Genomic DNA, 22,402 nt, shown 5'->3' with positions numbered 1-22,402 from the left:
AAACAGTTGTTTATCTTACGTACTATCTTATTTGGTTTTTGCATGCTCAATCGTAGCTTAATGTCTTAAGATTTGACTATAGCTCAAAATATAAGCTTTCTGTTTAAAGAGCAAGATTTTTTGCCGTCCAATCCTGACAATACTAGGCTTTAGTTGTCATCGAAACCCATGACCGAACGGATGCAGTGGACAAATGCTTTATCAACTCGTCCCTCTCTAGAAACCGCCATCGCAGAAGTTACTGAGAGGGTTCAACAGTCTTTGTCAGGAAATCCTGATTTAGGAGTGTTTTTCATTTCCTCTGCTTATGCCACTGATTTTCCGCGCGTGATGCCACTAATGCTCGAAAAACTTCCGCTCCCAGTCCTGATTGGCTGTGGTGGCGGTGGCGTTATCGGCACGGACGATCGCTCCCAAACTATCGAAGTAGAAGGCGATCCTGCTCTTAGCCTCAGTGTAGCACAGTTGCCAGGGGTCGAGATTCATCCGTTCCACGTCTCGGCTGAGGAAATCCCAGATTTAGATAGTTCGCCAGAAGCTTGGGTAGAGTTAATAGGAGTTCCGCCTCAGAAAAACCCTCAATTTATTTTGCTGTGCGATCCTTTTACCTCAAGAGTCAATGATTTGATAGAGGGACTAGATTTTGCTTATCCGGGTTCGGTGAAGGTAGGAGGATTGGCTAGCACCCAAACGATGGGAGTTCAAAGTGCCTTATTTTACCATTCCCCCAACCATTCCGGCCCATCTTTATATCGCGAAGGGACGGTGGGCGTAGCGTTAAGCGGCAACCTGATTCTAGAAACGATTGTGGCGCAAGGATGCCGCCCAATTGGCAAGCCCTATCGCGTGAGTCAGGGAGAGCGCAATATTATCCTGGAGTTGACCGAGATTGAGGATGGCAATGAAGGGATCGCGTCTTCTTCTCGTCCGCCACTAGAGGTGTTGAGAGACTTACTGCAAACTCTAGACGATAAAGATCGCGAGTTAGCCCAGCATTCGCTATTTATAGGCATTGCTAGGGATGAATTTAAATCTCAACTGGGACGAGGAGATTTTTTAATTCGGAATCTGCTAGGGGTAGATCCGAGAAAGGGGGCCATGGCAGTGGGCGATCGCATTCGTCCCGGTCAAAGGATACAATTTCATCTGCGAGATTCTCAAACCTCTGCTGAAGATCTAGAATTTCTCCTAGAAGCTTATCAAAAAGAAAAAGGAACATCCTTTCTAGGGGCGGGTGCTCTCATGTTTTCTTGTCTCGGACGAGGAGAAGCTCTCTATGGAGTGCCTAATTTCGATTCCAAGCTCTTTGGGCGCTATTTACATGATATTCCTCTAGGAGGTTTTTTCTGCAACGGAGAAATCGGTCCCGTAGGCGGTAGGACGTTTTTACACGGCTATACCTCGGCATTTGCTATTTTACGACGGCCCTAATCGATTTTTTCGGATTATTTTTCTTTGGATTTAGATGGTTTTTTCGCCAGATAAATGCTAACCGTCGAGAAAATAGCAACAGACGCGATCGCAACCCCTATCCATTGCCCTTTATTGTGTTTATTAGTTGCTGACTGTGAAGAACTTTTTTGAGAGACAGTTTTTCCTGGAAGAACGGTAACGCTATACGCTAGCTTAAATGGCTTAAATTTTGTCTTTCCTTTAGGAGTTCCACCGATCTCTAATTCATAAATTCCCGCTTCTGGAAAGACAATATCTGCCCCAGGAATATTTCGATACTGTTCTGCCGAGACAGCCTTTAGTGGAGGATTGGGAATTGATGAGCCTTCTATATCCTTAGATTGAGGACGAACGGTTAACTGACAGTTACACTGGTCTAGGGGAATCAGTTCTCCGCCTTGACGAGTTAAGGCAAACCAAGCTCTAGCAGGTTCTCCCGCGCGGGGATTATGATTGGGTTCGATATGAAACGTAGCGCCGACATCGCCATCGGTCTCGATGTTATGGGCGGCAACGGGGCTGATGCAACTGAGAAAAAGAATACCGCTCAGAATTTTCATCAATTCTTTTGTCATTCGTCCCTTCTCCTTTGTGAGTTGAAAACGGTCAATGGGCGGCGCGATTGCTCGTTTTTATGAGGAGACTTTTACCCGTTGTCAGTATGCTAGCGCGATCGCTACAGTTTTCCTAGGCTTAACTTCTTTTCGGAATTTAGCCTTCCTGCTCGATCCCAGGTTTTTAGAGAAGCAAGATATAATTTGTTACGAAACTGATTAAGAAAGTTTTCCCATGAGCAATCCAGTTCTGCGCGCCTTCTTTTTTGGTAGGGCTTTAGCTGAAGTCCTAAATGAGAAAGTTGAAGAGACGTTTACCAACGCCCTTAGCGAATTGGGCAAATTCGATGCCGAACAGCGAGAGCGCCTGCGCAAATTCGTTGAAGAAGTTCAGGCCAGGGCAGAGCGGGAAGCTGCTCAAGAAAGCACGACAGGGGCAACAGAGTCTTCCGGAGACTTACAGGAAGAAATCGACGAACTGCGAGCCGAAATCGCTCGCCTGCGGGCAGAAATCAAAAATTTTCGCAGTTAGTTTGCCTTGAAGCGCGATCGCGTTATTCCTCAGCCGTGTCCTTAAATTGTTAATTTTTTCTTAAAAATTTTTACAATTTTTGAGATTAATATCATCTCCAGTAAAGATTCACGAAAACAAAACGAGTGTCTGCCCTGTCTCCCAACACTAACAACACCACTCAGTACTCACCCGATCCTGACTCCAGCAAGCGCATTCTCCCAAACCCATCCCCTAAGAGTGCCTATCGCTGGAATCAAGAAAATTACTCTATCAATCGCCGACGCTTTGATATTTGGCGGTTCGTTTTGCTATTGCTGCTCAAATTGTGGCTCAACGGCAAAAAGTGGAGCTATAAGGGTGGGTACGAGGAAGCCAAGCTTTTCCGACGCAGAAAAATGCAAGCAGCTTGGATTCGAGAAAGCCTACTGGAGTTGGGACCGACTTTCATTAAAGTCGGTCAGCTCTTCTCGACGCGAGCAGATTTATTCCCCGCCGAATACGTAGAAGAACTCGCCAAACTACAAGACCAAGTTCCCGCCTTTACCTACGAACAAGTAGTCGCGATCGTGGAAGCCGATTTAGGCAAGCCGATGAATAAACTCTTTCGCCATTTCGATCCCGTTCCCATCGCGGCGGCTAGCTTGGGACAAGTTCATAAAGCCCAACTGCATTCCGGGGAAGAAGTGGTCGTCAAAGTCCAGCGTCCCGGTTTGAAAAAGCTGTTCACTATCGATCTGGCTATTCTCAAAAAGATTGCCCATTATTTTCAAAATCATCCTAAGTGGGGTAAAGGACGCGATTGGCTGGGAATATATGAGGAGTGCTGCCGCATTCTTTGGCTAGAAACGGACTATCTCAACGAAGGGCGTAACGCCGACACCTTCCGCCGCAACTTTCGCACTCAAAATTGGGTGAAAGTCCCTAAAGTCTATTGGCGTTATACGTCGCCGCGAGTTTTAACGCTCGAATACGTACCTGGGATTAAAATCAGTCACTACGAAGCCCTAGAAGCGGCTGGGCTGGATAGAAAATTACTCGCTAAACTTGGGGCTAGAGCTTATCTGCAACAATTGCTTAATGACGGCTTCTTTCACGCCGACCCCCATCCCGGCAACCTGGCTGTCAGCCCCGATGGATCGTTGATTTTCTACGACTTCGGCATGATGGGCGAGATTAAGACCAATATTCGCGAAAAATTAATGCAGACCCTGTTTGGCATTGCCGAGAAAAATGCCGATCGCGTGGTAAATTCCTTGATCGAGCTGGGAGCCTTAGAGCCAACAGGAGATATGAGTCCGGTGCGGCGTTCGATCCAGTACATGCTTGATAACTTCATGGATAAGCCGTTTGAAGAGCAATCGATCGACCAAATTAGCGAAGATCTTTACGAGATCGCTTACGATCAGCCCTTTCGCTTTCCAGCGACGTTTACTTTTGTTATGCGAGCCTTTTCAACTCTAGAAGGCGTGGGCAAAGGGTTAGATCCGGAATTTAACTTTATGGAGGTGGCACAACCATTTGCTATACAGCTTATGAGCAACACAAACGGTAGAAACGGAAGCAATATTTTTGACGAACTGGGACGAGAAGCAGCGCGAGTTGGCACTACGGCGTTGGGACTGCCCGGGCGCATCGAAGATACGATCGAGAAGTTAGAACGCGGCGATATTAAAATTCGGGTGCGATCTAGCGAATCCGATCGCATTTTGCGACGTTTGAGTGCGCTTCAACTCGGAACTAACTATACTTTATTTATTGCTACCTTCATCTTGTCTGCGACAATTTTATATGTCTATGGCAAAGTACAAGCAGCAATAGCTGTTCTTTTGTTGGCAATAGCTCCCGCTTGGGCTTTCTTTCGCCTGCTCAGACGGCTCGATCGCTTAGATCGGATGTTTTAAAGGTCAACTCTGACAAATAACAGGAAAATGATAAATTGTAGAGGTTAAACGCAAATCTGGTTTATCATTGAGTATCACTTTCCTAACTATATAATCGATCGTTCCTATTACCGTGTTGGAATCAAGCTTGCCAATGATGAAACGTCGCTTCACGGGTCTTACCGATCCCGGATTGCTGCGCTCAGTCAATCAGGATAATTTCTATCTCGACCCTGAAGGGCGCTTTTTTATAGTCGCTGATGGCATGGGAGGGCATGCTGGCGGACAGGAAGCCAGTCAAATTGCCACTAAGCGAATCGCGGCTTACTTGGACGAACATTGGGATTCCGACATGGCTTCTGACGTTCTCCTAGAAGAGGCATTGAAACAAGCCAATCAAGGCATTCTCGAAGATCAATACGACCATCCCGAACGGGGAGATATGGGAACGACTGCCGTGGTGGTCGCGTTCCGCCAAAACCAACCTTGGTACGCTCATATTGGCGATTCCCGTCTTTACAGATTGCGAGATTCCCAATTAGAACAGATTAGCGAAGATCATACTTGGGTGGCACGGGCGCTCAAAGTTGGAGACATTTCCCCAGAACAAGCCAAAGTGCACCCCTGGCGGCACGTGTTATTCCAATGTCTGGGACGCAAGGATTTACACCAAATGGATATCTATCCTTTGGACGTTAAAGCAGGCGATCGCTTGCTGATGTGCAGCGATGGATTGACCGAAGAAGTCCCTGACGAACTGATTGGCGAAGTCCTTCAGTCGAGCCAGACCTGCGAAGAAGCCGCAACGCAGCTTGTCGAAGCTGCTAAAAAAGCTGGAGGCTCCGATAACATTACTGTAGTGATTATTGTTCAATACTAGCAAGCTTGTTGCCAAACTCGGTAATTAATTTCCTAGCCGATAGAAAGATAGAAAAAGTCTTCTAAAAAAAGACTCGATAGGAATTTCAGTCTATTTTAATAAAGTTGAGCTTTGAGCCTAGAACTTTAGTTCTAGGCGTTGATGCCAATTGCGAAACTTTCCTCTGTCAATACTTTCAAATCGTCCATAAAAACTCATCAGCAAGTTGATGGAAGATTAGGGAATCCTGCGCGACACATGCGTTGAAATCTTTAACCGTAGTAGGGAGGTTCGTTGCCGCGCTTCCATTTGATGTTGCAACCGATACTGGGTTTTTGGTGAGAATCGACTTCTTTACCTGCTAGTAGGGCATCGATCGCGGCGCGTAAATCTTTACCCGTCACGGGGATATTGTTGTTAGGACGGCTGTCATCCAATTGACCCCTGTAAACAAGCTGTCGATTGGCATCGAAGAGGAAGAAGTCTGGCGTACAAGCAGCCGTGTAAGCCTTAGCCGTCTCTTGGCTTTCGTCATAGCATAGGGGAAAAGTAAAGCCGAGTTCCTGTGCCATGGCTTTGAGGTTTTCGGGAGAATCGTCGGGATAGTTGGCAACATCGTTGGCACTGATGGCGACAATGCCGAGTTTGGTATCGGCGTAGTCTTTGCCAAGCTTGGCTAACTCGTGTTTGACGTGTTGAACAAAAGGACAATGCTGACAAATAAACATCACCAAAAGCGCTTCTTGGTCGGCAAATGTCTCTAGAGAAATCGTCTTGCCCCAGACAACATCCGGTAGCTGGAAATCGGGCGCTTTTGTTCCCAGCGATAACATGGTCGATTCGGTTAATGCCATTGATGCAAATTCCTAATCCGAACTAAATCTATATCTATCTTTCAATCTATATTCTCGTACAAATACTAGGATTTACAATCAAAATTCAAGTAGCGATCGCTCTCGATCGATCTTGTACTCATGGTACTAATGTTCTACAATCTGAAGAAGGATTAACACCTCAACGAATATGAAGAAACTGTTAACGTTAGTTCCTGCTCTCCCTTTAGAATCTCAAAATTTTATTGAGACTGACCCTAAAGAACGTATCAAAATTGGTTTAAAACAGTTACAGGCGCAGTCGGAAAGGATTAATCTATTATCAGCCGAGTTAGAAAGAGCCATTTGGGAATTTCAGGCGATCGCAACCCAAGTCAACCAAGACAGCCGCTTTTTTAGAGTCAAACAGCGTCATGCTAAACGATTTCAGATTTGCGAATATCGTTCGGTTTATCTTCCGGTTATTCGCCAAAAATCTGGCGGTCGTTTCGTTGTAGTATCGCGTTCTATGGATTTATCCAAACCCCAACAAAAAGCCTTTTCCCTGGTACAGCAATTGCGAAAATGGATAATCAGAAAGCCAACAAGTGCGATCTCTGAAAGTCACGAGTAGTTTTAGTGGCGATCGCAACAGAAAACTCTCAAAATAATAGATCTAAGTTGGATCGACTCTAGCTGCTTAAAGCGCTTTTCGATCGACGGTTTGACAATTTGCGATCGCGCGGACGAGTTCTTGGGGACGATAAATCAAACAATCGGGTTGATGTTGGGCTAAAATCGATGGCGAATTGAATCCCCAACCAACGGCAACTGCCTTGACGCGGCTTGTTTTGGCAGCATTGATATCTCTTGTCTCATCGCCAACATAAATGACTTCATCGGGTTGTAAATTATATTGCCTGAGAATTTTTTCGAGAACTTTATGTTTTCCAAACAAAGAAGCTCCCGAATAAATAAAATCAAACAGCGATTCTAAGTTGTTATTTTCTAGAAAAGCGCAGACATTATCCTTTTGATTAGACGTAACAATTCCCAATTGATAACCCTGCTCCTTTAAGCAAAATAGAGCGGTTTCCATTCCCGTAACTGGCTTGAGATCTCTAATTTTTTTGCCTAATTCCGTTTTGACTCTTCTCAGGAGAAAGGGAATTTTAATTGCTGCAATCTGCGATCGTTTTATAATCTCTCTAGAACTTAAAGTCTTTAAGATCTCAAGTTCGTCTTGACCTACAGGTTTATAACCAAATTCTCCTGCTAGGCGATTGGTAATTTCAACTAATGCGTCGTGAGTATCTGCAATAGTTCCATCAAAATCAAAAATTATTACTTTAACTGTCATTGTTATTTAGAAGTAGCTACCACGGAGTCGAAAAAACTCGATAGTAATGGTCTGACGTTTCTGCATTGGGATTAAGACAAGAAGGTGGCAATTTCCAGCAATTGCTTCTGGATACTTGGCTCTTTAATATTAGATTCTTTAAAATTCCTTATTTATTTAGATTAGCACGAGCATTTCGACGCAACATCGCAGGTTTAATCCTTCGTAACGCTGAGGCTGGAAATCGACGCTCCCACTCTTCATCGCTCATCTCGGCTAATTCCCTAAGTTTTGGTCCGATGTTCCAAGGATAAGGCTGAAAATCGGCAATATTCGTCTCTTTCGCAAAACGCTGATTCCACGGACAGACATCTTGACAAATATCGCATCCTGCTATCCAACCAGACAAATGGGAGGCGATCGATGTGGGTAATTCTTCGGCGCGATTCTCAATTGTATGATAGGCAATGCAGCGATTGGCATCCACTATGAAAGGTTTGGCGATCGCACCTGTCGGACAAGCTTCCAGACAGCGAGTACAAGTCCCGCAGTGTTCTGCATGGGGAGTATCGGCTTTTAAGGCTATATTAGTCAAAATTTCACCTAAAAATATCCAACTACCGTATTCTCTCGTAATTACATTTCCATTTTTGGCAATCCATCCAATTCCTGCCCGTTGCGCCCAAACTTTATCTTGTACGGGACCCGTATCGGCATAATAACGAGTTTGAATGCCTTCTGCTTGCGCTTCCAGCCATTGACTGAGGGCTTTGAGCTTTTTGTGCATTACCTTGTGGTAATCTCTTCCCCAGCCATAGCGAGAAATTTTGCCGTATTCCTTGCCCTCTGGACGTTGATGGGGCGTGTAATAGTTAAGGGCAACGCAAATGACAGATTGTACTTCGCTCATGCAGGCACGAATATCGAAGCGTTTTGGGTTCGCCATCCATGCCATATCCGCATGATATCCTAGAGCCAGCCAAGCTTGTAGTCGGGCAGCGGCTGAGTCGTCCGGATCGTTTGCGATCGCAGCAATACCGACTTGATGAAACCCCAAAGACAAGGCTTTTTCTTTAATTTGCAGACTATCGAGGGTCACGGAACAGTTACCAGTTAGCAGTAGGGCGCAACATCTTTTCTACTTGAGCCGTCTGTTATCGAATATCTATCCCCGGTTTGCGGGGAGAAAAAAAACTTTTTTTCTAGTCGCTATCTTAGTGCGAATTGGTGGGAATTTGGGAACACTAATTCCGGTAGCTAGAGGTTAAGGATATGTCGCGCCTGAATCAAAAAGCTTGGAAAATTCTACAGGCTGAAGTAGAAAAATGTGCTGCTAGCGAAAAATTCGTCCCACAAGTCGCAAGAGATATCGCGCTCAAGCGCCTAGAAAAGCTGCGCGATCGCGCGGGCAAACCAATTGCCGAAGAAGAATTGCGTCAGTTAACGAGCGATATCTTTCCCAATTTTAGCGAACAAGCCCTCAAAATAGCAGCGCAAGTGAATCGAACCTTCAGTCCTGTAGCCGTTGTATCCTGGGCAGTGGCAGGTTTGGCGGGTTTGGCAGGGCTAGTTTGGCTGGTCAATTTACCCTCAACTCGCCAACCCGTCGCTAGAACTGCATCGATTCTACTTTTCCCTACCCATGTCGAAATCGATCGGAACTATCGAGAGGCGATCGCTCATCTAGAACAAGCAGAGCAACTCGTCGATCGAGCTGCCAGCAAAAACGATCTCCAATTGGGCGCACAAAAAGTCCGACAGGCACAAAAAAATCTCGATGCCTTGCCTGTAGAAGAAGTTTTGGACGACGAACGCCAGCCATCTTGGCAGGTGACGTGGGATGAGATTAGGGCGGTACGCGATCGGGTTAGGCGCATGGAAACGATAATTTTCCAAGAAAAAAATGCGATCGCTCGACTCGAAACCTTAGAAGCAACGATCCAGCAAGCCAAACAAACTTATCATCGCTCGTTTACCCTAGCACAAAAGCAAGCAGCTATTGAGACTTGGCAGACAGCTTTAGATGAATTATTTAAACTTCCTCCAGCTACTCTGGCGGGAAGGAGGGCAAACGCCAAACTCGATACTTATCAAAGCGACTTTCAACAAGCTTCCAGTTTAGTCGCCCGTAACAACCGCGCCAATACTTTAATCGATACTGCCAAGCAATTTGCCGATCGAGCCGCTCAAACCTGTCAAAATCCTCCCCTTGGCGCAACCCAATGGCACGAATGCGTTAGTCTGTGGGAAGTCGCGATCGCACTGTTAAAAACGGTTGATGGGCCAGAGCCAGGATATCTAGAAACCCAAACTTTACTGACAACCTATCAAAGCAACTTAGGGAATATTAAGCTACGACAACAAGCAGCAGTAGATTCACCAGAAGTTCGAGCTAAAATTAAACAGTCGCAAGCTTCTCTTGCTGAAGATGCCAGCGCGATCGCTCAAAACCTATTTCTCGGTCAACTACAAGAAATCCTCATTTCCCCCAAGGCACCAGAAATGTTGAACTCGGAACCGAACGAGCTTGAGGAGTTTTAGTAACTACAATTGTATGGTCTTGGGCAGCGCGATCCGCATCCGCGCCCCGTGGAGAATCGCTCGATTTTCGGCAAGCCAGTCGCGATTAAAACACGCAATCTAAGGTACTTTTATGGATGCAGAACGTTATCTCGCCTATCTCGAATTAATCGAATCGCTGCTGGCAGCTTTGGGCGACGAGGAAGCAACCGATATAAGCTTCAAGGTCAATCCAGATTTAATCGATATCGGGTTGGTCGAAGTCATGCGCGGCGTGGCAAGTATGGCAGCAGAGCAAGGTCAACAACATTCTGCCGATTTTCTCACCGGACTCGCGCTGCAACTCGAAGCGTATCTATGTCAAAATATTTCCACCTAACAGCCGTTGATAGCGGATCTCCAACTCTTTTTTGATAGAGGGCATCTCTTTGAGAGTTGGATCTCTCATCATAATCTTTTCTGCCGCATCCCGGGCTAATTCCAACACCTCTCGATCCTCCGCTAAACTCGCCAAGGCAAAATCGGGCAATCCCACCTGACGAGTGCCCAAAATTTCGCCGGGACCGCGAAACCGCAGATCCATCTCGGAGATAAAGAAGCCATCCTGAGACTGTTCCAAGACGCTCAACCGCTGATGAGCATCTGGGGTTTTACTGCTACTCATTAACAAACAGTAAGACTTATGGCTGCCGCGACCGACGCGACCCCGCAACTGATGCAACTGGGATAAGCCAAACCGTTCTGCATTTTCGACTAACATCACGGTCGCATTGGGCACGTCTACCCCAACCTCGATGACGGTGGTAGCAACGATAATTGGCGTTTGATTGTCTCTGAATGCATTGAGGGCTGCTTCTTTATCCTGGGAATTCATGCGCCCGTGCAATAGCCCGATTTGAAAGTCGGGAAAGATAGTTTCTCTGAGGCGTTGGTATTCGTCTACGGCGGCGCGAACGTCAAGCTTTTCCGATTCTTCAATGACTGGAAAAATCACGTAGGCTTGTCGTCCTTGGGCAACTTCTCGCCGAATGAGTTCGTAAGCTTGGCTGCGTTCTCTTCCCGATAAGACGGTCGTCTGAATCGGTTGCCTTCCTGGAGGCAATTGGTCAATTTGACTCACGTCTAAATCCCCGTGCATGGTCAGCGCTAGCGTTCGGGGAATGGGAGTTGCCGTCATGGAGAGAACGTGGGGGGATTGTCCTTTGGATAGTAAACGCGCCCGTTGTTGCACGCCAAAGCGATGTTGTTCGTCAATGACGACTAAACCCAATCTGCGGAAGTTAACGGGGTCTTGTATGAGAGCGTGAGTTCCTATGAGTAAGGGCAATTCTCCCGTTTGCAATTGAGCATGAATTTCCCGACGTTTAGAGACTTTGGTAGATCCGGTGAGGAGTTCTACAGGGAGATGCAGCAAGTTAAACCAACTGACGATTTTGCGGTAATGTTGTTCTGCTAGGACTTCTGTTGGTGCCATCATTGCAGCTTGATAGCCTGATTGAATGGCAGCAAGAATGGCAAAGACGGCAACGATTGTTTTGCCCGAACCCACATCTCCTTGTACTAAGCGATTCATCGGCGTGGAGGAGTTTAAATCGGCGAGAATTTCGCTAACAACACGTTTTTGAGCATTAGTCAAGCTAAAAGGAATGATTTGATTAAATTTCTCGATTAATTGACCAGAAGGGGTAAAAATGGCGCTTGTTTCGGTTTGACGCTGCTGGTGTCGGCGGTGGAGAAATCCTAATTGTAGGTAGAAAAACTCGTCGAACACCAATCGCCGTCGCGCGTAACCCAGAGTATCTGCATCGGTGGGAAAATGAATATTGGCGATCGCATCTTTTAACCCCAGCAATCCATATTGATTGCGCAGACTGACTGGCAAGGGTTCTTTAATTTGACTAATCGCTCCCATCGCCCCAATCACCGCCTTTCTGACGACATCGGCCGTGATGCCTTCAGATAGCGGATAAACGGGCAGCACTCGACCGATTTTCAGCGATTCGATACTCGCTCCTAAACTATCTAGTACTTCAATTTCTGGATCTTCGAGCGTCAAGCCATACTTATTTTTTCTGACCAATCCAGAGGCAGCGACTACCGAACCGAGAGGATATTGCCGTTTTTGATTTTCCTGCCAACCACGGTTGGTAAAGCGAGTTCCAGCAAAAAAACGATTGAGCTTGATTTGTCCGGTTTTATCCCTTATAAGTAGCTCAAAAATCGTTAATTTGCTATTTTTTGGACTGGTAAAGCAGTTACAGCGTCTGACGGTTCCGATGACTGTTACGGTTTCTCCAGCGACGAGATGGGCAATATTGACTTGACGGGCATAATCGATGTGGTCGCGGGGATAGTAAAAGAGAAGATCGCGCACGGTTCGCAAACCGAGACGCTCTTCTAAAGATTTCTCTCTGATGCGTCCTACCTCGGCCAAAGTGCCGATCGGATCGTCGAGACTGACGAAGCGATCGCTAGCTGTTTTACTATTCCCAATCGCGGGTTTCGTGCGAGGAAGTTTGGGTTGAGAGAGTTCGGGAGAAGATTCTAGCGTCTGTCTGAGGTCGTAAAGAAAGCGACGTGCTTCTAGGACGAGCGATTGACGCTGCGCTGGGGGCAGCTGGGAATAGCGGGCAAACCGAAGCGCAAATTCCTGCCAGCGACGGCGTTCCGATCCGGGAGTGCCGACGGGGGGCGCTTGTCCGAAACTCAGGCAGAGAAATTCGCTAAAGCGATATTGATTGCCCGCGAGGTCGGTAAAACCCCGTTGTGCTTCTATCGAAAGCGCTTTTTGCAACCGTACCCAGTCTGGAATTTCAGAATTCATAATCGATCGTAATTCCTTAATCTTCGTACCAAGTCGCACGCCATGCTGCTTCAGCTTCAGCAATGGCCGATTCGCGTTGTAGTTGAAGATATTGTTGCCGAATTTTTTTGAGTTTTTCTAGCCAAGTGCGAACGCGATCGCGTTCGATGTTTAAGGTCGGATCGGAAAATTCAATCTCTACAAGTCGCAGATGAATGGCTGTTAGCTTGGTTATTTTGGCATTCTCTTTGGGCGCTGGCGATTCTTGTTCGCCTTCTCGTTCGGTTTCGACTAATAAGCTTAGGAGATTGGGGGAACCGCTCGCCGAGGCAGCGCTTGCTTCAGTTTGCATCGCCATTTCTAGAATTTTTACTGGCACTTGAGCGGGTAAAATTTGGGCTTCTTGCAAAAAGAAATTAACTTCTTGAGATAAAGTTTCTAAGGTCTCTTGAATGCCTTGCTCTATTTGTTGGCACCAACGAATTAGGTCTTCCGGATTGGCTATTTTTTCGGATTCTGGTTCTTGTGCTCGGACTTCTGTTTCTGGTGGCGATGCTTCCTCGGAAGGCGGCAATAAAAGCTCTTCTGCTTCTAGGGGAGTGACATCGCTAGAATGAATGGGAAGAGCTAAAAGCGCGAGTAGTTGAGACTGAAGATTTTTTCCTAGTTTTCTCAGATTTTCTTGTAGTTTCTGGCGATCTCTTCCAGATAATTTTAAAAATGATTCTGGGTAGGCTTGGGTGCAAATCTGATAGCTTGCCAAAATTAACTGTTTTCTGGCTGAATGACTCAATAATTTTAGATATCTGCCATAGAGCGCCCGTAGTTCAACGGCAAGATTGGCAACTTTCTCTTCTAGTGTTGCTAGATCTTGCTTGATTTGTTGCATTGCTCTGGCCATATCAATTTGTCAATTCAATAGCAATCCGATCGAGATACCCCCTTGTGCGCTTCTTCAGGGATTCTTTAAATATAATCATTAATCGTAAAAAGGCAAAAGTTGAGAAACAAGTTTCCTTCCTTTTGCCTTTTTTAGGAGAGACCCGATTCATCGCGTCTCTTTTTTGGGGTGTGCCTTATTTTTTCTTTTTGCCTCCTTTGGACTTTTTGTCTTTTTCGACGGTTGTAGCCTTGGTATCGGGTTTGGCTTCTGGCTCGGTTTTTTCTTCAACTACTTTCGTCTTTTGACCGGTTTGAGCAGCGACTTCTTGGGCGAAGTCGGTTTGTTGTTTCTCGATGCCTTCTCCTAGAACGAAACGAGCAAAACGTCGTACTTGGATGTTTTCGCCTAGTTCGGCAATACTTTGTTTGACCAACTCTTCAACGGAGATGTTCTGATCCCGAATATAGGGCTGGTCGAGCAAAGATAGCTCTTTTAGGCGCTTTTCAATCCGACCCTGGACTATCTTCTCCTTAATGTTATCGGGTTTGTTAGCCAGATCTTCTCGTCCCATTTCGATTTCTTTCTCTTTTTGGACAACTTCTGGCGGGATATCCGCAACCTTCACGTATTCAACGTTGGGGCAGGCAGCGATTTGCATGGCAATATTGTTAACCAATTCTTTGAACTTTTCCCCACGGGCTACGAAGTCGGTTTCGCAGTTGACTTCTACTAAAACGCCAATCCGACCTCCCGTGTGGATATAGCTACCGACTAATCCCTCAGCGGCAGTTCGACCCGCTTTTTTCTCTGCCGAGGCAACACCTTTTTTGCGCAGCCATTCGGCAGCAGCCACTAGATCGCCGTTAGTTTCTTGCAGCGCTTTTTTGCAGTCCATCATGCCAGCGCCAGTTTTTTCGCGTAGCTCTTTGACCAGTTGTGCCGAGATTTCCGCCATTTTACTCGTGTTCCTACACTACATAATATTGATAGTTCGGAGTTCGGAGTTTTTAATTTAAGTAAAATCGATTCCGAACACCAAATTCCTAACTCTTAGTTAATTATCTTCGTCTTCGTCCTCGCTAGCATACTCTGCTGCTAAGTCCGAGTAATCCTCTTCGTCTTCGCCTTCTTCTTCGTAATCGGCTTCTTCAACGCTTTCTTCAAACTCTTCGTAATCCTCGTCGGTGTCGAGTTGCCCGTGACGACCTTCATAGATGGCATCCGCCAATTTTCCGATCACGAGTTTGATCGAGCGAATCGCATCGTCATTGGCAGGGATGGGAACGTCAACGACATCGGGATCGCAGTTAGTATCTAACAGCGATACGATGGGAATTCCCAATTTTTGGCATTCTCGGATAGCATTATACTCCCGTCGCAGGTCTACAATGACCGCAATATCGGGAAGCTTGCGCATGGTTTTGAGACCGCTAAGATATTTTTGAAGTTTGGCGAGTTCTCGGCGCAGAACGGAGGCTTCTTTTTTGGGTCGCTTGGCAATACTGCCATTTTCTTCGAGTGCCTCTAGTTCTTTCAATCGCTCGATTCGCGATTTGATCGTTTCCCAGTTGGTGAGCATTCCGCCCAACCAGCGCTGGTTGACGTAGTTAGCGCCGCATCGAGAGGCTTCTTGCGCGATGATTCCGGCAGCTTGACGCTTGGTGCCGATGAATAAAAACCGCTTCCCTGCCTCGGCTGACTTACGTACGTAATCGTAAGCTTCTTCCATCAATTGGGCGGTCTGCACTAAGTCAATAATATGGACTCCGTTGCGAGCCGTATAAATATATTGAGACATTTTCGGGTTCCAGCGACGGGTTTGGTGCCCGAAGTGAACTCCCGATTCTAGTAATTCAGCAAGCGTTACAACTGGCATAGGTAAATTTCTTCTCCGATTCGGGTTGCTCCTCCATCCAGGAATGTTGTTTTTGTCCTTCGTCCTCTGTCCTTTATTGGTTTCCAATTTTGACAAATGACCAATGATCGATAACAAACCCGAAAGCCTGGATGTGCGATATTAGACAACTTTTCTAGAGTAGCATAAAAACAAGATTTTGAATTAAGTGGATGGCTGCGATCGCACCGACCGCTTTTTGAAATCGCTAGAATTAAACTAACTAAGGCATCAGAGCTTAATTCAACGCGATTTCTCTGAAGCAACCCTGAAGCTTGTCTAAAGTTCCCAGGCTCGCGAAAAAACTTTTCCTATCATAGGAGAAGCGACAAAAAAACCTTCTCAGAGGCTTTAGTAAAGTCGGTGTCACTGCTCTTAGAGAGATCGTTGCTACACCCTAGGGAAAGATGAAAACCATGTATAACTCCGAACAGCTCATCATTCCAGAGCACAGCTTGGATCGGGATTGCACGACCCTCTCTCGCCACGTTCTCCAACAATTTCAGAGTTTCTCCCCAGAAGCTCAAGATCTCAGCGCGATTATGAGCCGCATTGCCCTGGCTGCCAAACTGATTTCCCGTCGCCTCAGTCGCGCTGGATTAATGGCAGGCGTACTGGGCTTTACGGGCGAAGTTAACGTCCAAGGGGAATCGGTCAAAAAGATGGATGTCTATGCCAACGAGGTATTTATCTCCGTCTTCAAGCAAAGCGGTTTGGTCTGTCGCTTGGCATCGGAAGAGATGGAAAACCCCTATTACATTCCAGAAAACTGCCCCATCGGGCGCTACAGCCTACTTTACGACCCCATCGATGGCTCCTCTAATGTCGATATCAATTTGAACATCGGTTCTATCTTCTCGATTCGCCAACAACAAGGAGAAGATTTAGACGGACAAGCGAGCGATTTATTGCAAGACGGTCGCCAACAAATTGCCGCCGGCTATATTCTCTATGGTCCCGCTACCATACTGGTTTATTCTCTCGGTCACGGGGTGCATTCCTTTATCCTCGATCCGAGCTTGGGAGAATTTATTCTCTCCCAAGAAAATATCAAAATCCCAGAACACGGACCCGTGTATAGCACCAATGAGGGTAATTTTTGGCAGTGGGAAGAACCCTTTCGGGAATACACGCGCTACGTGCATCGCCATGAAGGATACACGGCACGCTATAGCGGCGCGCTAGTGGGAGATATTCACCGAATTTTGATGCAAGGCGGCGTATTTCTCTATCCGGGAACGGTGAAAAAACCAGAAGGAAAATTGCGCTTGCTCTACGAAACCGCCCCCCTCGCTTTTTTAATCGACCAAGCGGGAGGACGAGCGAGCGATGGAACGCGAAACCTTCTCGATATCGTGCCCGATAAACTGCACATGCGGACTCCTTTGATTATTGGCAGTACCGAGGATGTTAAGTTGGTCGAGTCATTTATCCAGGATTGGAAACGGCGAGGTCAAGAGATCGCCGTTCCGGTGCATTCTTGAGTGAGAGATGAAGGATCGAACGAGGTGAATTGGAGGGAGTTAATTATGACGACAGCAACGAATCCCATTTTTGAGATCGAGAAGAAATACGGTCAAAGCATTTGGTTGGATAATTTAAGCCGCGACCTTATCGAATCGGGCGAATTGAAGCAATTAATCGAGCGCCGGGGAATTGTGGGAATTACCTCCAATCCAGCCATTTTTGAGAAAGCGATCGCGGGCAATAAAATCTACGATGCCGATATCGAAGCCGGGATCAAAGCCGGAAAGTCGGTCGAAGAGATTTATGAGTCTTTGATTTTTACCGATATCCGCAATGCCTGCGATATTTTGAAGCCAGTTTATGAAGAAACTAACGGGTTAGACGGTTATGTCAGCATCGAGGTCCCGGCAACCATTGCCAGAGATACAGAGGCGACTATTAGAGAAGTCAGACGCTATTTTCAAACCATCGATCGCCCGAATTTAATGGTCAAAATTCCGGGCACGCCGGAAGGATTGCCAGCGGTCGAACGAGCGATTAGCGAAGGCATTAATGTTAACGTCACCTTGCTTTTTTCTGTGGATAGTTATGTCGAAACCGCTTGGGCATATATAAGGGGACTAGAAAAGCGAGCAGCTGAAGGCAAGGAGATTAGTAAAATTGCTTCGGTGGCGAGTTTCTTCCTCAGTCGAATCGATACCAACATCGACAACCGCATCGATGCCAAACTAAAAGCCGGTGCAGACAGCATCGAGCAAGAGGCAAAATTGCGAGCCATCAAAGGTAAAGTGGCGATCGCCAATGCCAAAATCGCTTACCAGAAGTATAAGGAAATCTATAGCAGCGATCGCTGGCAAGCCTTGGCAGAAAAAGGAGCAAAAGTGCAGCGCTTGCTCTGGGCTTCTACTAGCACCAAAAACCCCGAATACAGCGACGTGATGTATGTTGACGAACTGATCGGCGCTAACACGGTTAATACGCTACCGCCGCAAACCATCGAAGCTTGTGCCGACCATTGCCATCCCGGCGATCGCATCGAAAGCGATGTCGAAGGCGCGTATCGACTGATGGAAAGTCTCAAAGATCCCGATATCGACATCGATCTTAAAGAAGTGATGGATGAATTGCTCGAAGACGGGATCGATAAATTCGTCAAACCTTTCGAGTCCTTAATGTCTTCTTTAGAGACTAAAGTCAAGCAGTTAGCTACTGTTTAATCAGTAGTGAGAAGGGGATTGGGCAATTTCCTTTCCCCTGCGATCGCTCCTCATACTTTTGGAAACTGCCATGTCAAGTGCCTATTCCCTATTCAAGCTCGATCGAGCTTTCCGCGTTTGCGAAGCGCCTTCAGATGAAACCAAGTACCATCTGAAAATCGCACCGCTAGACGAGACAGAAAAAGTGCGATTGCAGGAACTCGAAGCGATCGTCGCTCAAGGACTTCAGACGTTTTACGAAGTCGGTCAAGCGCTCATTGAGATTCGAGACAGAAAACTCTACGGCGAACCCCACAAAACCTTTGAAGCGTATTGCAAGGAGAAGTGGAGTCTGACGAAACGAAGGGCTTATCAATTCATGAATGCCTCAGCGGTCATTCAAAATTTGTGTACCATGGTACACAAATTTCCGACGAGCGAACGTCAAGTTCGTCCCCTTACTAAACTTCCCCCAGCACAGCAGTTAGAAATCTGGCAAAAGGCAGTGGAAGAATCGCCCAATGGCACTCCAACTGCGAAGATAGTCGAACGTTTGGTCAAAGAACAAGAAAACTCCACCGCAAAGAAAAAACCTCTCTCAGAAGTAGAGCAATTACGTCAGGAAAACGAGCATTTAAAAGAAGAACTCAAAAGACAAGCTCAACAGAGAGAACGACGCGCTGCTTTAGTAGCCGCAGAATTAGAGCAATTACGAGAAGAAAATAGACAACTCAAAGCCGAACTCAGACAACGGGATTTGGATTGGGAAGTACGACTGGCAGTAGAGAGAGAAAAAATTCGGGCTGAAGTTGAAGCTCAGATGGAGGCTAAATATCGAGGAATCATTGATTGGCTGACAGCACAACTTGCCGAGATGACCGCCAAATACGAAGCCGTTCTAGCAAGACTCGAAGCGATAGAAGGAGCAAAAGAATAGATGGTAACGTTCCTAGAAAATCCCCTGCGCGTCGGACTGCGCCAAGAAAGAACTCCAGAACCTCTCATTTTAGTTATCTTTGGAGCTTCCGGGGATCTAACGCAGCGCAAGCTCATTCCCGCCTTATATCAACTCAAACGGGAACGCAGGCTTCCGGCAGAAATGACGGTTGTTGGCGTTGCTCGTCGAGATTGGAGCGATGATTATTTCCGAGAACAGATGCGCCAGGGGATCGAAGAATTCTCCAATGGCATCGGCAACGAAGCCTTATGGCAAGACTTTGCCGAGGGATTGTACTACTGCTCCGGCAATATGGACGATCCAGAAAGCTATCAAAAGCTAAAAGCCCTGTTGGAAGAACTCGACGGACGGCGAGGAACTAGGGGCAACCGCGTCTTTTATTTGTCCGTCTCGCCCAACTTCTTTGCCCCGGCGATCAAACAACTCGGTGCAGCAGGAATGCTTCGAGAGCCGCTCAAAACTCGCCTCGTCATTGAAAAGCCGTTTGGGAAAGATTTGAGTTCGGCACAGACGCTAAACCGAGTCGTGCAAAAAGTCTGCAAAGAAGAGCAAGTCTATCGCATCGACCACTACCTCGGCAAAGAAACCGTTCAAAATCTCCTAGTCTTTCGATTTGCCAACGCCATTTTTGAGCCGCTGTGGAATCGACAGTTTGTCGATCACGTACAAATTACGGTAGCAGAAACCGTCGGCGTAGAAGACAGGGCGGGTTACTACGACACCGCCGGCGCGTTGAGGGACATGGTGCAAAACCACTTACTCCAACTCTTTAGCCTTACAGCGATGGAACCGCCCAACGCCCTCAATGCCGACAGCATTCGCAACGAAAAAGTCAAAGTCCTGCAAACTACCCATCTAGCCGATATTCATAACCTAGAGCGATCGGCAGTTCGCGGTCAGTACAAAGCAGGCTGGATGAAGGGCAAACCCGTTCGCGGCTATCGAGAAGAACCCGGCGTAAATCCTAACTCGACAACCCCAACCTTTGTAGCTCTCAAACTAACCATCGACAACTGGCGCTGGCAAGGCGTTCCTTTCTATCTGCGCACGGGCAAACGCATGCCCAAAAAAGTAAGCGAAATTGCCATTCAATTCCGGGACGTTCCCTTGCTCATCTTCCAGTCCGTAGCGCATCAAACCAACCCCAACGTATTAAGCCTGCGCATTCAGCCCAACGAGGGGATTTCGCTGCGCTTTGAAGCGAAAATGCCCGGTTCCGAACTGCGGACGCGAACGGTGGAAATGGACTTCGATTACGGATCGTCCTTTGGCATGGCAGGAGCGGATGCTTATCATCGACTGCTGCTAGATGCGATGTTAGGCGATCAAACCCTCTTTACCCGCGCCGACGAAGTAGAAGAAGCTTGGCGAGTCGTTACCCCCGCTTTAGCCGCTTGGGATGCACCCGCCGACCCTGCAACCATTCCCCAATACGAAGCGGGAACCTGGGAACCCCCAGAAGCCGAATTGTTAATCAACCGAGACGGTCGGCGTTGGAGAAGACTGTAATGAAGGACAGAAGACAGAGGACTAAAGACAAATGACTACCACAGAAATCTCCCCTTTAGTTTCCTTGCAAGCTCCCAAAGATGTCTCAATCGATGAAATTGAGGCAGAACTGCGAGAAATCTGGAAACTCTATGGCGAAAACGAAGAAGGAATAGCCGCAACGCGGGCGGCTACATTTAGCTTGTTGGTATACGAACCCACGCCGACGCAGCAGATGCTAGCCTCTTTGGGGTACTACACCGGACCGATTGACGGGATTGCCGGACCGCGAACGACTGCTGCAATCAAGTCTGCTCAAAAAGCTTATGGCTTGGAGGCAACGGGCAAATCAGACGAAATATTTCTCAAGAAATTACAAGAGGAATATCAACAAGCCAAAGCCGAAGGCAAACTTGACGATGCCACCCAGAGAATGGAAAAGCAGTATTCTCCCGATTTGGAAGGAGCGGGCATTGCCGACGCGATCGCGGCTTCTAACCCTTGTCGTATCATTACCCTGTGCCCCACTACCGAGGAAGACAAAGGGGTAACGGCTCAGGTTTCCGCCTATTGTCCGATTCAAAAACGGACTCATAACAAGCTAATCTGTTGCGAGTACATCATGTTGCGGGGAACTGCCGATGCCTTAGAGCGAATTGGCGGCATCGTGTCCGAACTGACGATTAACGGACTGCCCAAATTCCTCTGGTGGAAAGCCAGCCCCGAACCCGAATACGGTCTATTCAAGCGACTGTCTTCTCTGTGCGACACGATTATCGTCGATTCGAGCACCTTTAAAGAACCAGAGGCCAACTTGTTGCGGATTGGCGAACTCCTCGCTAAAGGCATTCCCATGACTGACTTGAACTGGGGACGGCTTGCTGCTTGGCAGGAATTGACGGCTGAAGCCTTCGATCCGCCAGAACGCCGTCAGGCGCTCTCAGAAATCGATCGCGTTACCATCGATTACGAGAAAGGCAACCCATCCCAGGCGCTCATGTTCTTAGGCTGGATTGCCAGTCGCTTGAAATGGCGACCCGTTTCTTACCGAAAAGAAGGCGGCGACTACGACATCCGGCGGATTAGCTTGCTCTCCGAAGATTGCCACTCTATCGAAGCCGAGTTGGCTGGCATTCCTTTAGCCGATTCGGGAGAGGTAGCGGGCGACTTAATTAGCTTGCGCTTAAGCTCTACCAACCTAGAAGCCGATTGCTGCACTGTCCTGTGTTCGGGAACGACTGGATGCATGCGCATGGAAGCAGGCGGCGGCGCTCAAGCTTGTCGTATCCAGCAAGTAACGCCCCTATGGGATCAAAAGACAGAAACGTTGTTAAGTCAGCAGTTTCATCGCTGGGGTCGCGACATACTCTACGAAGAAAGCATGAGCGTTACCGCTCAGATTATTAAGTTAGCCGATTAGAGAGAGCAGGGACGAGATAATGGTGTTGGCGGGTTCGGTATGGTCAGACTCGGCAGGCGATCAAGCAAAATCTCGCGCTCGATCCGATCTGCCAGCGTAGTCTCGCTTTTGAGCGTCGCCAGGGTCGCGTGCCCTGCGATACAGGCGATCGCGCCAAGTTCGGGGAACTCTAGAATCCTTTACTCGTTCTATCGCTAAAGCGGAATACAGCAAGGAATAACGATGCATCCACCCTCTCTCTTCTCGCCTTTTAGCGCCTTTACAAAACTTTATGCCAGAACAGAAAAAAAATCTTCTCAATTCCGTAATTTCACCAAAAAAGATTGTAGATAGCGCTTAGAGCATTGGGATTAATTGTATTAG

Annotated in this window: 22 protein-coding genes; 13 read left to right on the top strand and 9 right to left on the bottom strand. The window is 47.2% G+C overall.

The features are described 5' to 3' along the window. Nucleotides 1–168: 168 nt before the first annotated feature. Complete coding sequence (locus NIES593_RS19460) at nt 169–1,431, top strand: FIST signal transduction protein (RefSeq protein ID WP_073601163.1); 1,263 nt, start codon at nt 169–171, stop codon at nt 1,429–1,431. A 14-nt stretch (nt 1,432–1,445) separates the two neighbouring features. On the opposite strand, the gene NIES593_RS19455 is transcribed toward NIES593_RS19460, so the two are convergent. Further along, complete coding sequence (locus NIES593_RS19455) at nt 1,446–2,027, bottom strand: hypothetical protein (protein ID WP_073601162.1); 582 nt, start codon at nt 2,025–2,027, stop codon at nt 1,446–1,448. A 34-nt stretch (nt 2,028–2,061) separates the two neighbouring features. Between NIES593_RS19455 and NIES593_RS24335 the strand changes: the two genes are divergently transcribed. The 4 genes from NIES593_RS24335 (at nt 2,062) to NIES593_RS19440 (ending at nt 5,280) form a co-directional block, all read left to right on the top strand. Continuing rightward, nucleotides 2,062–2,229, top strand: a complete 168-nt coding sequence (locus NIES593_RS24335) for a hypothetical protein (RefSeq protein ID WP_015145582.1) — start codon at nt 2,062–2,064, stop codon at nt 2,227–2,229. Nucleotides 2,230–2,241: 12 nt separating this feature from the next. Beyond that, on the top strand, nt 2,242–2,538 hold the full coding sequence (locus NIES593_RS19450; protein ID WP_073601161.1) for a DUF6825 family protein: 297 nt from the start codon (nt 2,242–2,244) through the stop codon (nt 2,536–2,538). A 194-nt stretch (nt 2,539–2,732) separates the two neighbouring features. Continuing rightward, on the top strand, nt 2,733–4,421 hold the full coding sequence (locus NIES593_RS19445; protein WP_175561182.1) for an AarF/UbiB family protein: 1,689 nt from the start codon (nt 2,733–2,735) through the stop codon (nt 4,419–4,421). Between the two features lie 133 nt (nt 4,422–4,554). Further along, complete coding sequence (locus tag NIES593_RS19440; protein ID WP_073601159.1) at nt 4,555–5,280, top strand: Stp1/IreP family PP2C-type Ser/Thr phosphatase; 726 nt, start codon at nt 4,555–4,557, stop codon at nt 5,278–5,280. Between the two features lie 251 nt (nt 5,281–5,531). Here the strand turns inward: NIES593_RS19440 and NIES593_RS19435 are convergent, their stop codons facing one another. Further along, nucleotides 5,532–6,113 carry a thioredoxin family protein gene (locus tag NIES593_RS19435; protein WP_073601158.1) on the bottom strand — a complete coding sequence of 194 codons (582 nt, stop codon included), beginning with the start codon at nt 6,111–6,113 and terminating at the stop codon, nt 5,532–5,534. Between the two features lie 169 nt (nt 6,114–6,282). Between NIES593_RS19435 and NIES593_RS19430 the strand changes: the two genes are divergently transcribed. Continuing rightward, nucleotides 6,283–6,705 carry a hypothetical protein gene (locus NIES593_RS19430; protein ID WP_073601157.1) on the top strand — a complete coding sequence of 141 codons (423 nt, stop codon included), beginning with the start codon at nt 6,283–6,285 and terminating at the stop codon, nt 6,703–6,705. A gap of 66 nt (nt 6,706–6,771) precedes the next feature. Here the strand turns inward: NIES593_RS19430 and NIES593_RS19425 are convergent, their stop codons facing one another. Both NIES593_RS19425 and queG read right to left on the bottom strand, forming a co-directional pair. Next, complete coding sequence (locus NIES593_RS19425) at nt 6,772–7,431, bottom strand: HAD-IA family hydrolase (RefSeq protein ID WP_073601156.1); 660 nt, start codon at nt 7,429–7,431, stop codon at nt 6,772–6,774. A gap of 148 nt (nt 7,432–7,579) precedes the next feature. Beyond that, the gene (gene queG, locus NIES593_RS19420) at nt 7,580–8,509 is read right to left on the bottom strand and encodes a tRNA epoxyqueuosine(34) reductase QueG (RefSeq protein ID WP_073601155.1); all 930 of its coding nucleotides are present in this window, start codon (nt 8,507–8,509) and stop codon (nt 7,580–7,582) included. A gap of 173 nt (nt 8,510–8,682) precedes the next feature. Here queG and NIES593_RS19415 point away from each other — a divergent pair, with 173 nt between their 5' ends. Further along, a complete protein-coding gene (locus tag NIES593_RS19415; RefSeq protein WP_073601154.1) occupies nt 8,683–9,951 on the top strand; it encodes a hypothetical protein in 1,269 nt (422 codons plus the stop codon). A gap of 112 nt (nt 9,952–10,063) precedes the next feature. Next, nucleotides 10,064–10,309 (top strand): hypothetical protein, encoded by a 246-nt coding sequence (locus NIES593_RS19410; RefSeq protein ID WP_015145591.1) that lies wholly within the window; start codon nt 10,064–10,066, stop codon nt 10,307–10,309. On the opposite strand, the gene recG is transcribed toward NIES593_RS19410, so the two are convergent. The 4 genes from recG to rpsB all read right to left on the bottom strand — a co-directional run bounded on the left by recG (nt 10,286) and on the right by rpsB (nt 15,492). After that, the gene (recG, locus tag NIES593_RS19405) at nt 10,286–12,754 is read right to left on the bottom strand and encodes an ATP-dependent DNA helicase RecG (RefSeq protein WP_073601153.1); all 2,469 of its coding nucleotides are present in this window, start codon (nt 12,752–12,754) and stop codon (nt 10,286–10,288) included. The genes NIES593_RS19410 and recG overlap by 24 nt on opposite strands. A gap of 16 nt (nt 12,755–12,770) precedes the next feature. Next, nucleotides 12,771–13,622 (bottom strand): hypothetical protein, encoded by an 852-nt coding sequence (locus tag NIES593_RS19400; protein ID WP_217651975.1) that lies wholly within the window; start codon nt 13,620–13,622, stop codon nt 12,771–12,773. A 187-nt stretch (nt 13,623–13,809) separates the two neighbouring features. After that, nucleotides 13,810–14,571, bottom strand: coding sequence for a translation elongation factor Ts (gene tsf, locus NIES593_RS19395; RefSeq protein ID WP_073601151.1), 762 nt, complete (start codon nt 14,569–14,571; stop codon nt 13,810–13,812). Between the two features lie 99 nt (nt 14,572–14,670). Continuing rightward, entirely contained in the window at nt 14,671–15,492 is an 822-nt protein-coding gene (rpsB, locus tag NIES593_RS19390) for a 30S ribosomal protein S2 (RefSeq protein WP_073601150.1), read from the bottom strand. A gap of 434 nt (nt 15,493–15,926) precedes the next feature. On the opposite strand from rpsB, the gene fbp reads away from it, so the two are divergent. The 5 genes from fbp to opcA all read left to right on the top strand — a co-directional run bounded on the left by fbp (nt 15,927) and on the right by opcA (nt 22,039). Then, nucleotides 15,927–16,994: a class 1 fructose-bisphosphatase gene (fbp, locus tag NIES593_RS19385; RefSeq protein ID WP_073601149.1), complete on the top strand. Its 1,068-nt coding sequence runs from the start codon at nt 15,927–15,929 to the stop codon at nt 16,992–16,994. A gap of 45 nt (nt 16,995–17,039) precedes the next feature. Then, a complete protein-coding gene (tal, locus tag NIES593_RS19380; protein WP_073601148.1) occupies nt 17,040–18,194 on the top strand; it encodes a transaldolase in 1,155 nt (384 codons plus the stop codon). 70 nt (nt 18,195–18,264) lie between these two features. Further along, on the top strand, nt 18,265–19,110 hold the full coding sequence (locus NIES593_RS19375) for an MreC domain-containing protein (RefSeq protein ID WP_073601147.1): 846 nt from the start codon (nt 18,265–18,267) through the stop codon (nt 19,108–19,110). Then, nucleotides 19,111–20,640, top strand: coding sequence for a glucose-6-phosphate dehydrogenase (gene zwf / locus NIES593_RS19370; protein ID WP_073601146.1), 1,530 nt, complete (start codon nt 19,111–19,113; stop codon nt 20,638–20,640). It abuts the gene before it with no gap. A 31-nt stretch (nt 20,641–20,671) separates the two neighbouring features. Then, a complete protein-coding gene (gene opcA / locus NIES593_RS19365) occupies nt 20,672–22,039 on the top strand; it encodes a glucose-6-phosphate dehydrogenase assembly protein OpcA (RefSeq protein ID WP_073601145.1) in 1,368 nt (455 codons plus the stop codon). Between the two features lie 60 nt (nt 22,040–22,099). Here opcA and NIES593_RS24330 read toward each other — a convergent pair whose 3' ends face one another. After that, nucleotides 22,100–22,267: a hypothetical protein gene (locus tag NIES593_RS24330; protein WP_175561181.1), complete on the bottom strand. Its 168-nt coding sequence runs from the start codon at nt 22,265–22,267 to the stop codon at nt 22,100–22,102. Nucleotides 22,268–22,402: the final 135 nt, after the last annotated feature.

This window comes from Hydrococcus rivularis NIES-593 (genome assembly GCF_001904635.1).
In the GTDB taxonomy this organism is placed as follows: Bacteria; Cyanobacteriota; Cyanobacteriia; order Cyanobacteriales; family Microcystaceae; genus Hydrococcus; species Hydrococcus rivularis.
Note: the sequence above shows the minus strand (reverse complement) of the source record. Positions and strands in the feature narration are given on the sequence as shown.

Excerpts from the sequence above, each read along its gene's own strand:
- NIES593_RS19460 (WP_073601163.1), top strand. The coding sequence starts at position 169 with ATGACCGAACGGATGCAGTGGACAAATGCTTTATCAACTCGTCCCTCT.
- NIES593_RS19455 (WP_073601162.1), bottom strand. The coding sequence starts at position 2,027 with ATGACAAAAGAATTGATGAAAATTCTGAGCGGTATTCTTTTTCTCAGT.
- NIES593_RS24335 (WP_015145582.1), top strand. The coding sequence starts at position 2,062 with ATGGGCGGCGCGATTGCTCGTTTTTATGAGGAGACTTTTACCCGTTGT.
- NIES593_RS19450 (WP_073601161.1), top strand. The coding sequence starts at position 2,242 with ATGAGCAATCCAGTTCTGCGCGCCTTCTTTTTTGGTAGGGCTTTAGCT.
- NIES593_RS19440 (WP_073601159.1), top strand. The coding sequence starts at position 4,555 with ATGATGAAACGTCGCTTCACGGGTCTTACCGATCCCGGATTGCTGCGC.
- NIES593_RS19435 (WP_073601158.1), bottom strand. The coding sequence starts at position 6,113 with ATGGCATTAACCGAATCGACCATGTTATCGCTGGGAACAAAAGCGCCC.
- NIES593_RS19430 (WP_073601157.1), top strand. The coding sequence starts at position 6,283 with ATGAAGAAACTGTTAACGTTAGTTCCTGCTCTCCCTTTAGAATCTCAA.
- NIES593_RS19425 (WP_073601156.1), bottom strand. The coding sequence starts at position 7,431 with ATGACAGTTAAAGTAATAATTTTTGATTTTGATGGAACTATTGCAGAT.
- NIES593_RS19415 (WP_073601154.1), top strand. The coding sequence starts at position 8,683 with ATGTCGCGCCTGAATCAAAAAGCTTGGAAAATTCTACAGGCTGAAGTA.
- NIES593_RS19410 (WP_015145591.1), top strand. The coding sequence starts at position 10,064 with ATGGATGCAGAACGTTATCTCGCCTATCTCGAATTAATCGAATCGCTG.
- recG (WP_073601153.1), bottom strand. The coding sequence starts at position 12,754 with ATGAATTCTGAAATTCCAGACTGGGTACGGTTGCAAAAAGCGCTTTCG.
- NIES593_RS19400 (WP_217651975.1), bottom strand. The coding sequence starts at position 13,622 with ATGCAACAAATCAAGCAAGATCTAGCAACACTAGAAGAGAAAGTTGCC.
- tsf (WP_073601151.1), bottom strand. The coding sequence starts at position 14,571 with ATGGCGGAAATCTCGGCACAACTGGTCAAAGAGCTACGCGAAAAAACT.
- rpsB (WP_073601150.1), bottom strand. The coding sequence starts at position 15,492 with ATGCCAGTTGTAACGCTTGCTGAATTACTAGAATCGGGAGTTCACTTC.
- fbp (WP_073601149.1), top strand. The coding sequence starts at position 15,927 with ATGTATAACTCCGAACAGCTCATCATTCCAGAGCACAGCTTGGATCGG.
- tal (WP_073601148.1), top strand. The coding sequence starts at position 17,040 with ATGACGACAGCAACGAATCCCATTTTTGAGATCGAGAAGAAATACGGT.
- NIES593_RS19375 (WP_073601147.1), top strand. The coding sequence starts at position 18,265 with ATGTCAAGTGCCTATTCCCTATTCAAGCTCGATCGAGCTTTCCGCGTT.
- zwf (WP_073601146.1), top strand. The coding sequence starts at position 19,111 with ATGGTAACGTTCCTAGAAAATCCCCTGCGCGTCGGACTGCGCCAAGAA.
- opcA (WP_073601145.1), top strand. The coding sequence starts at position 20,672 with ATGACTACCACAGAAATCTCCCCTTTAGTTTCCTTGCAAGCTCCCAAA.
- NIES593_RS24330 (WP_175561181.1), bottom strand. The coding sequence starts at position 22,267 with ATGCATCGTTATTCCTTGCTGTATTCCGCTTTAGCGATAGAACGAGTA.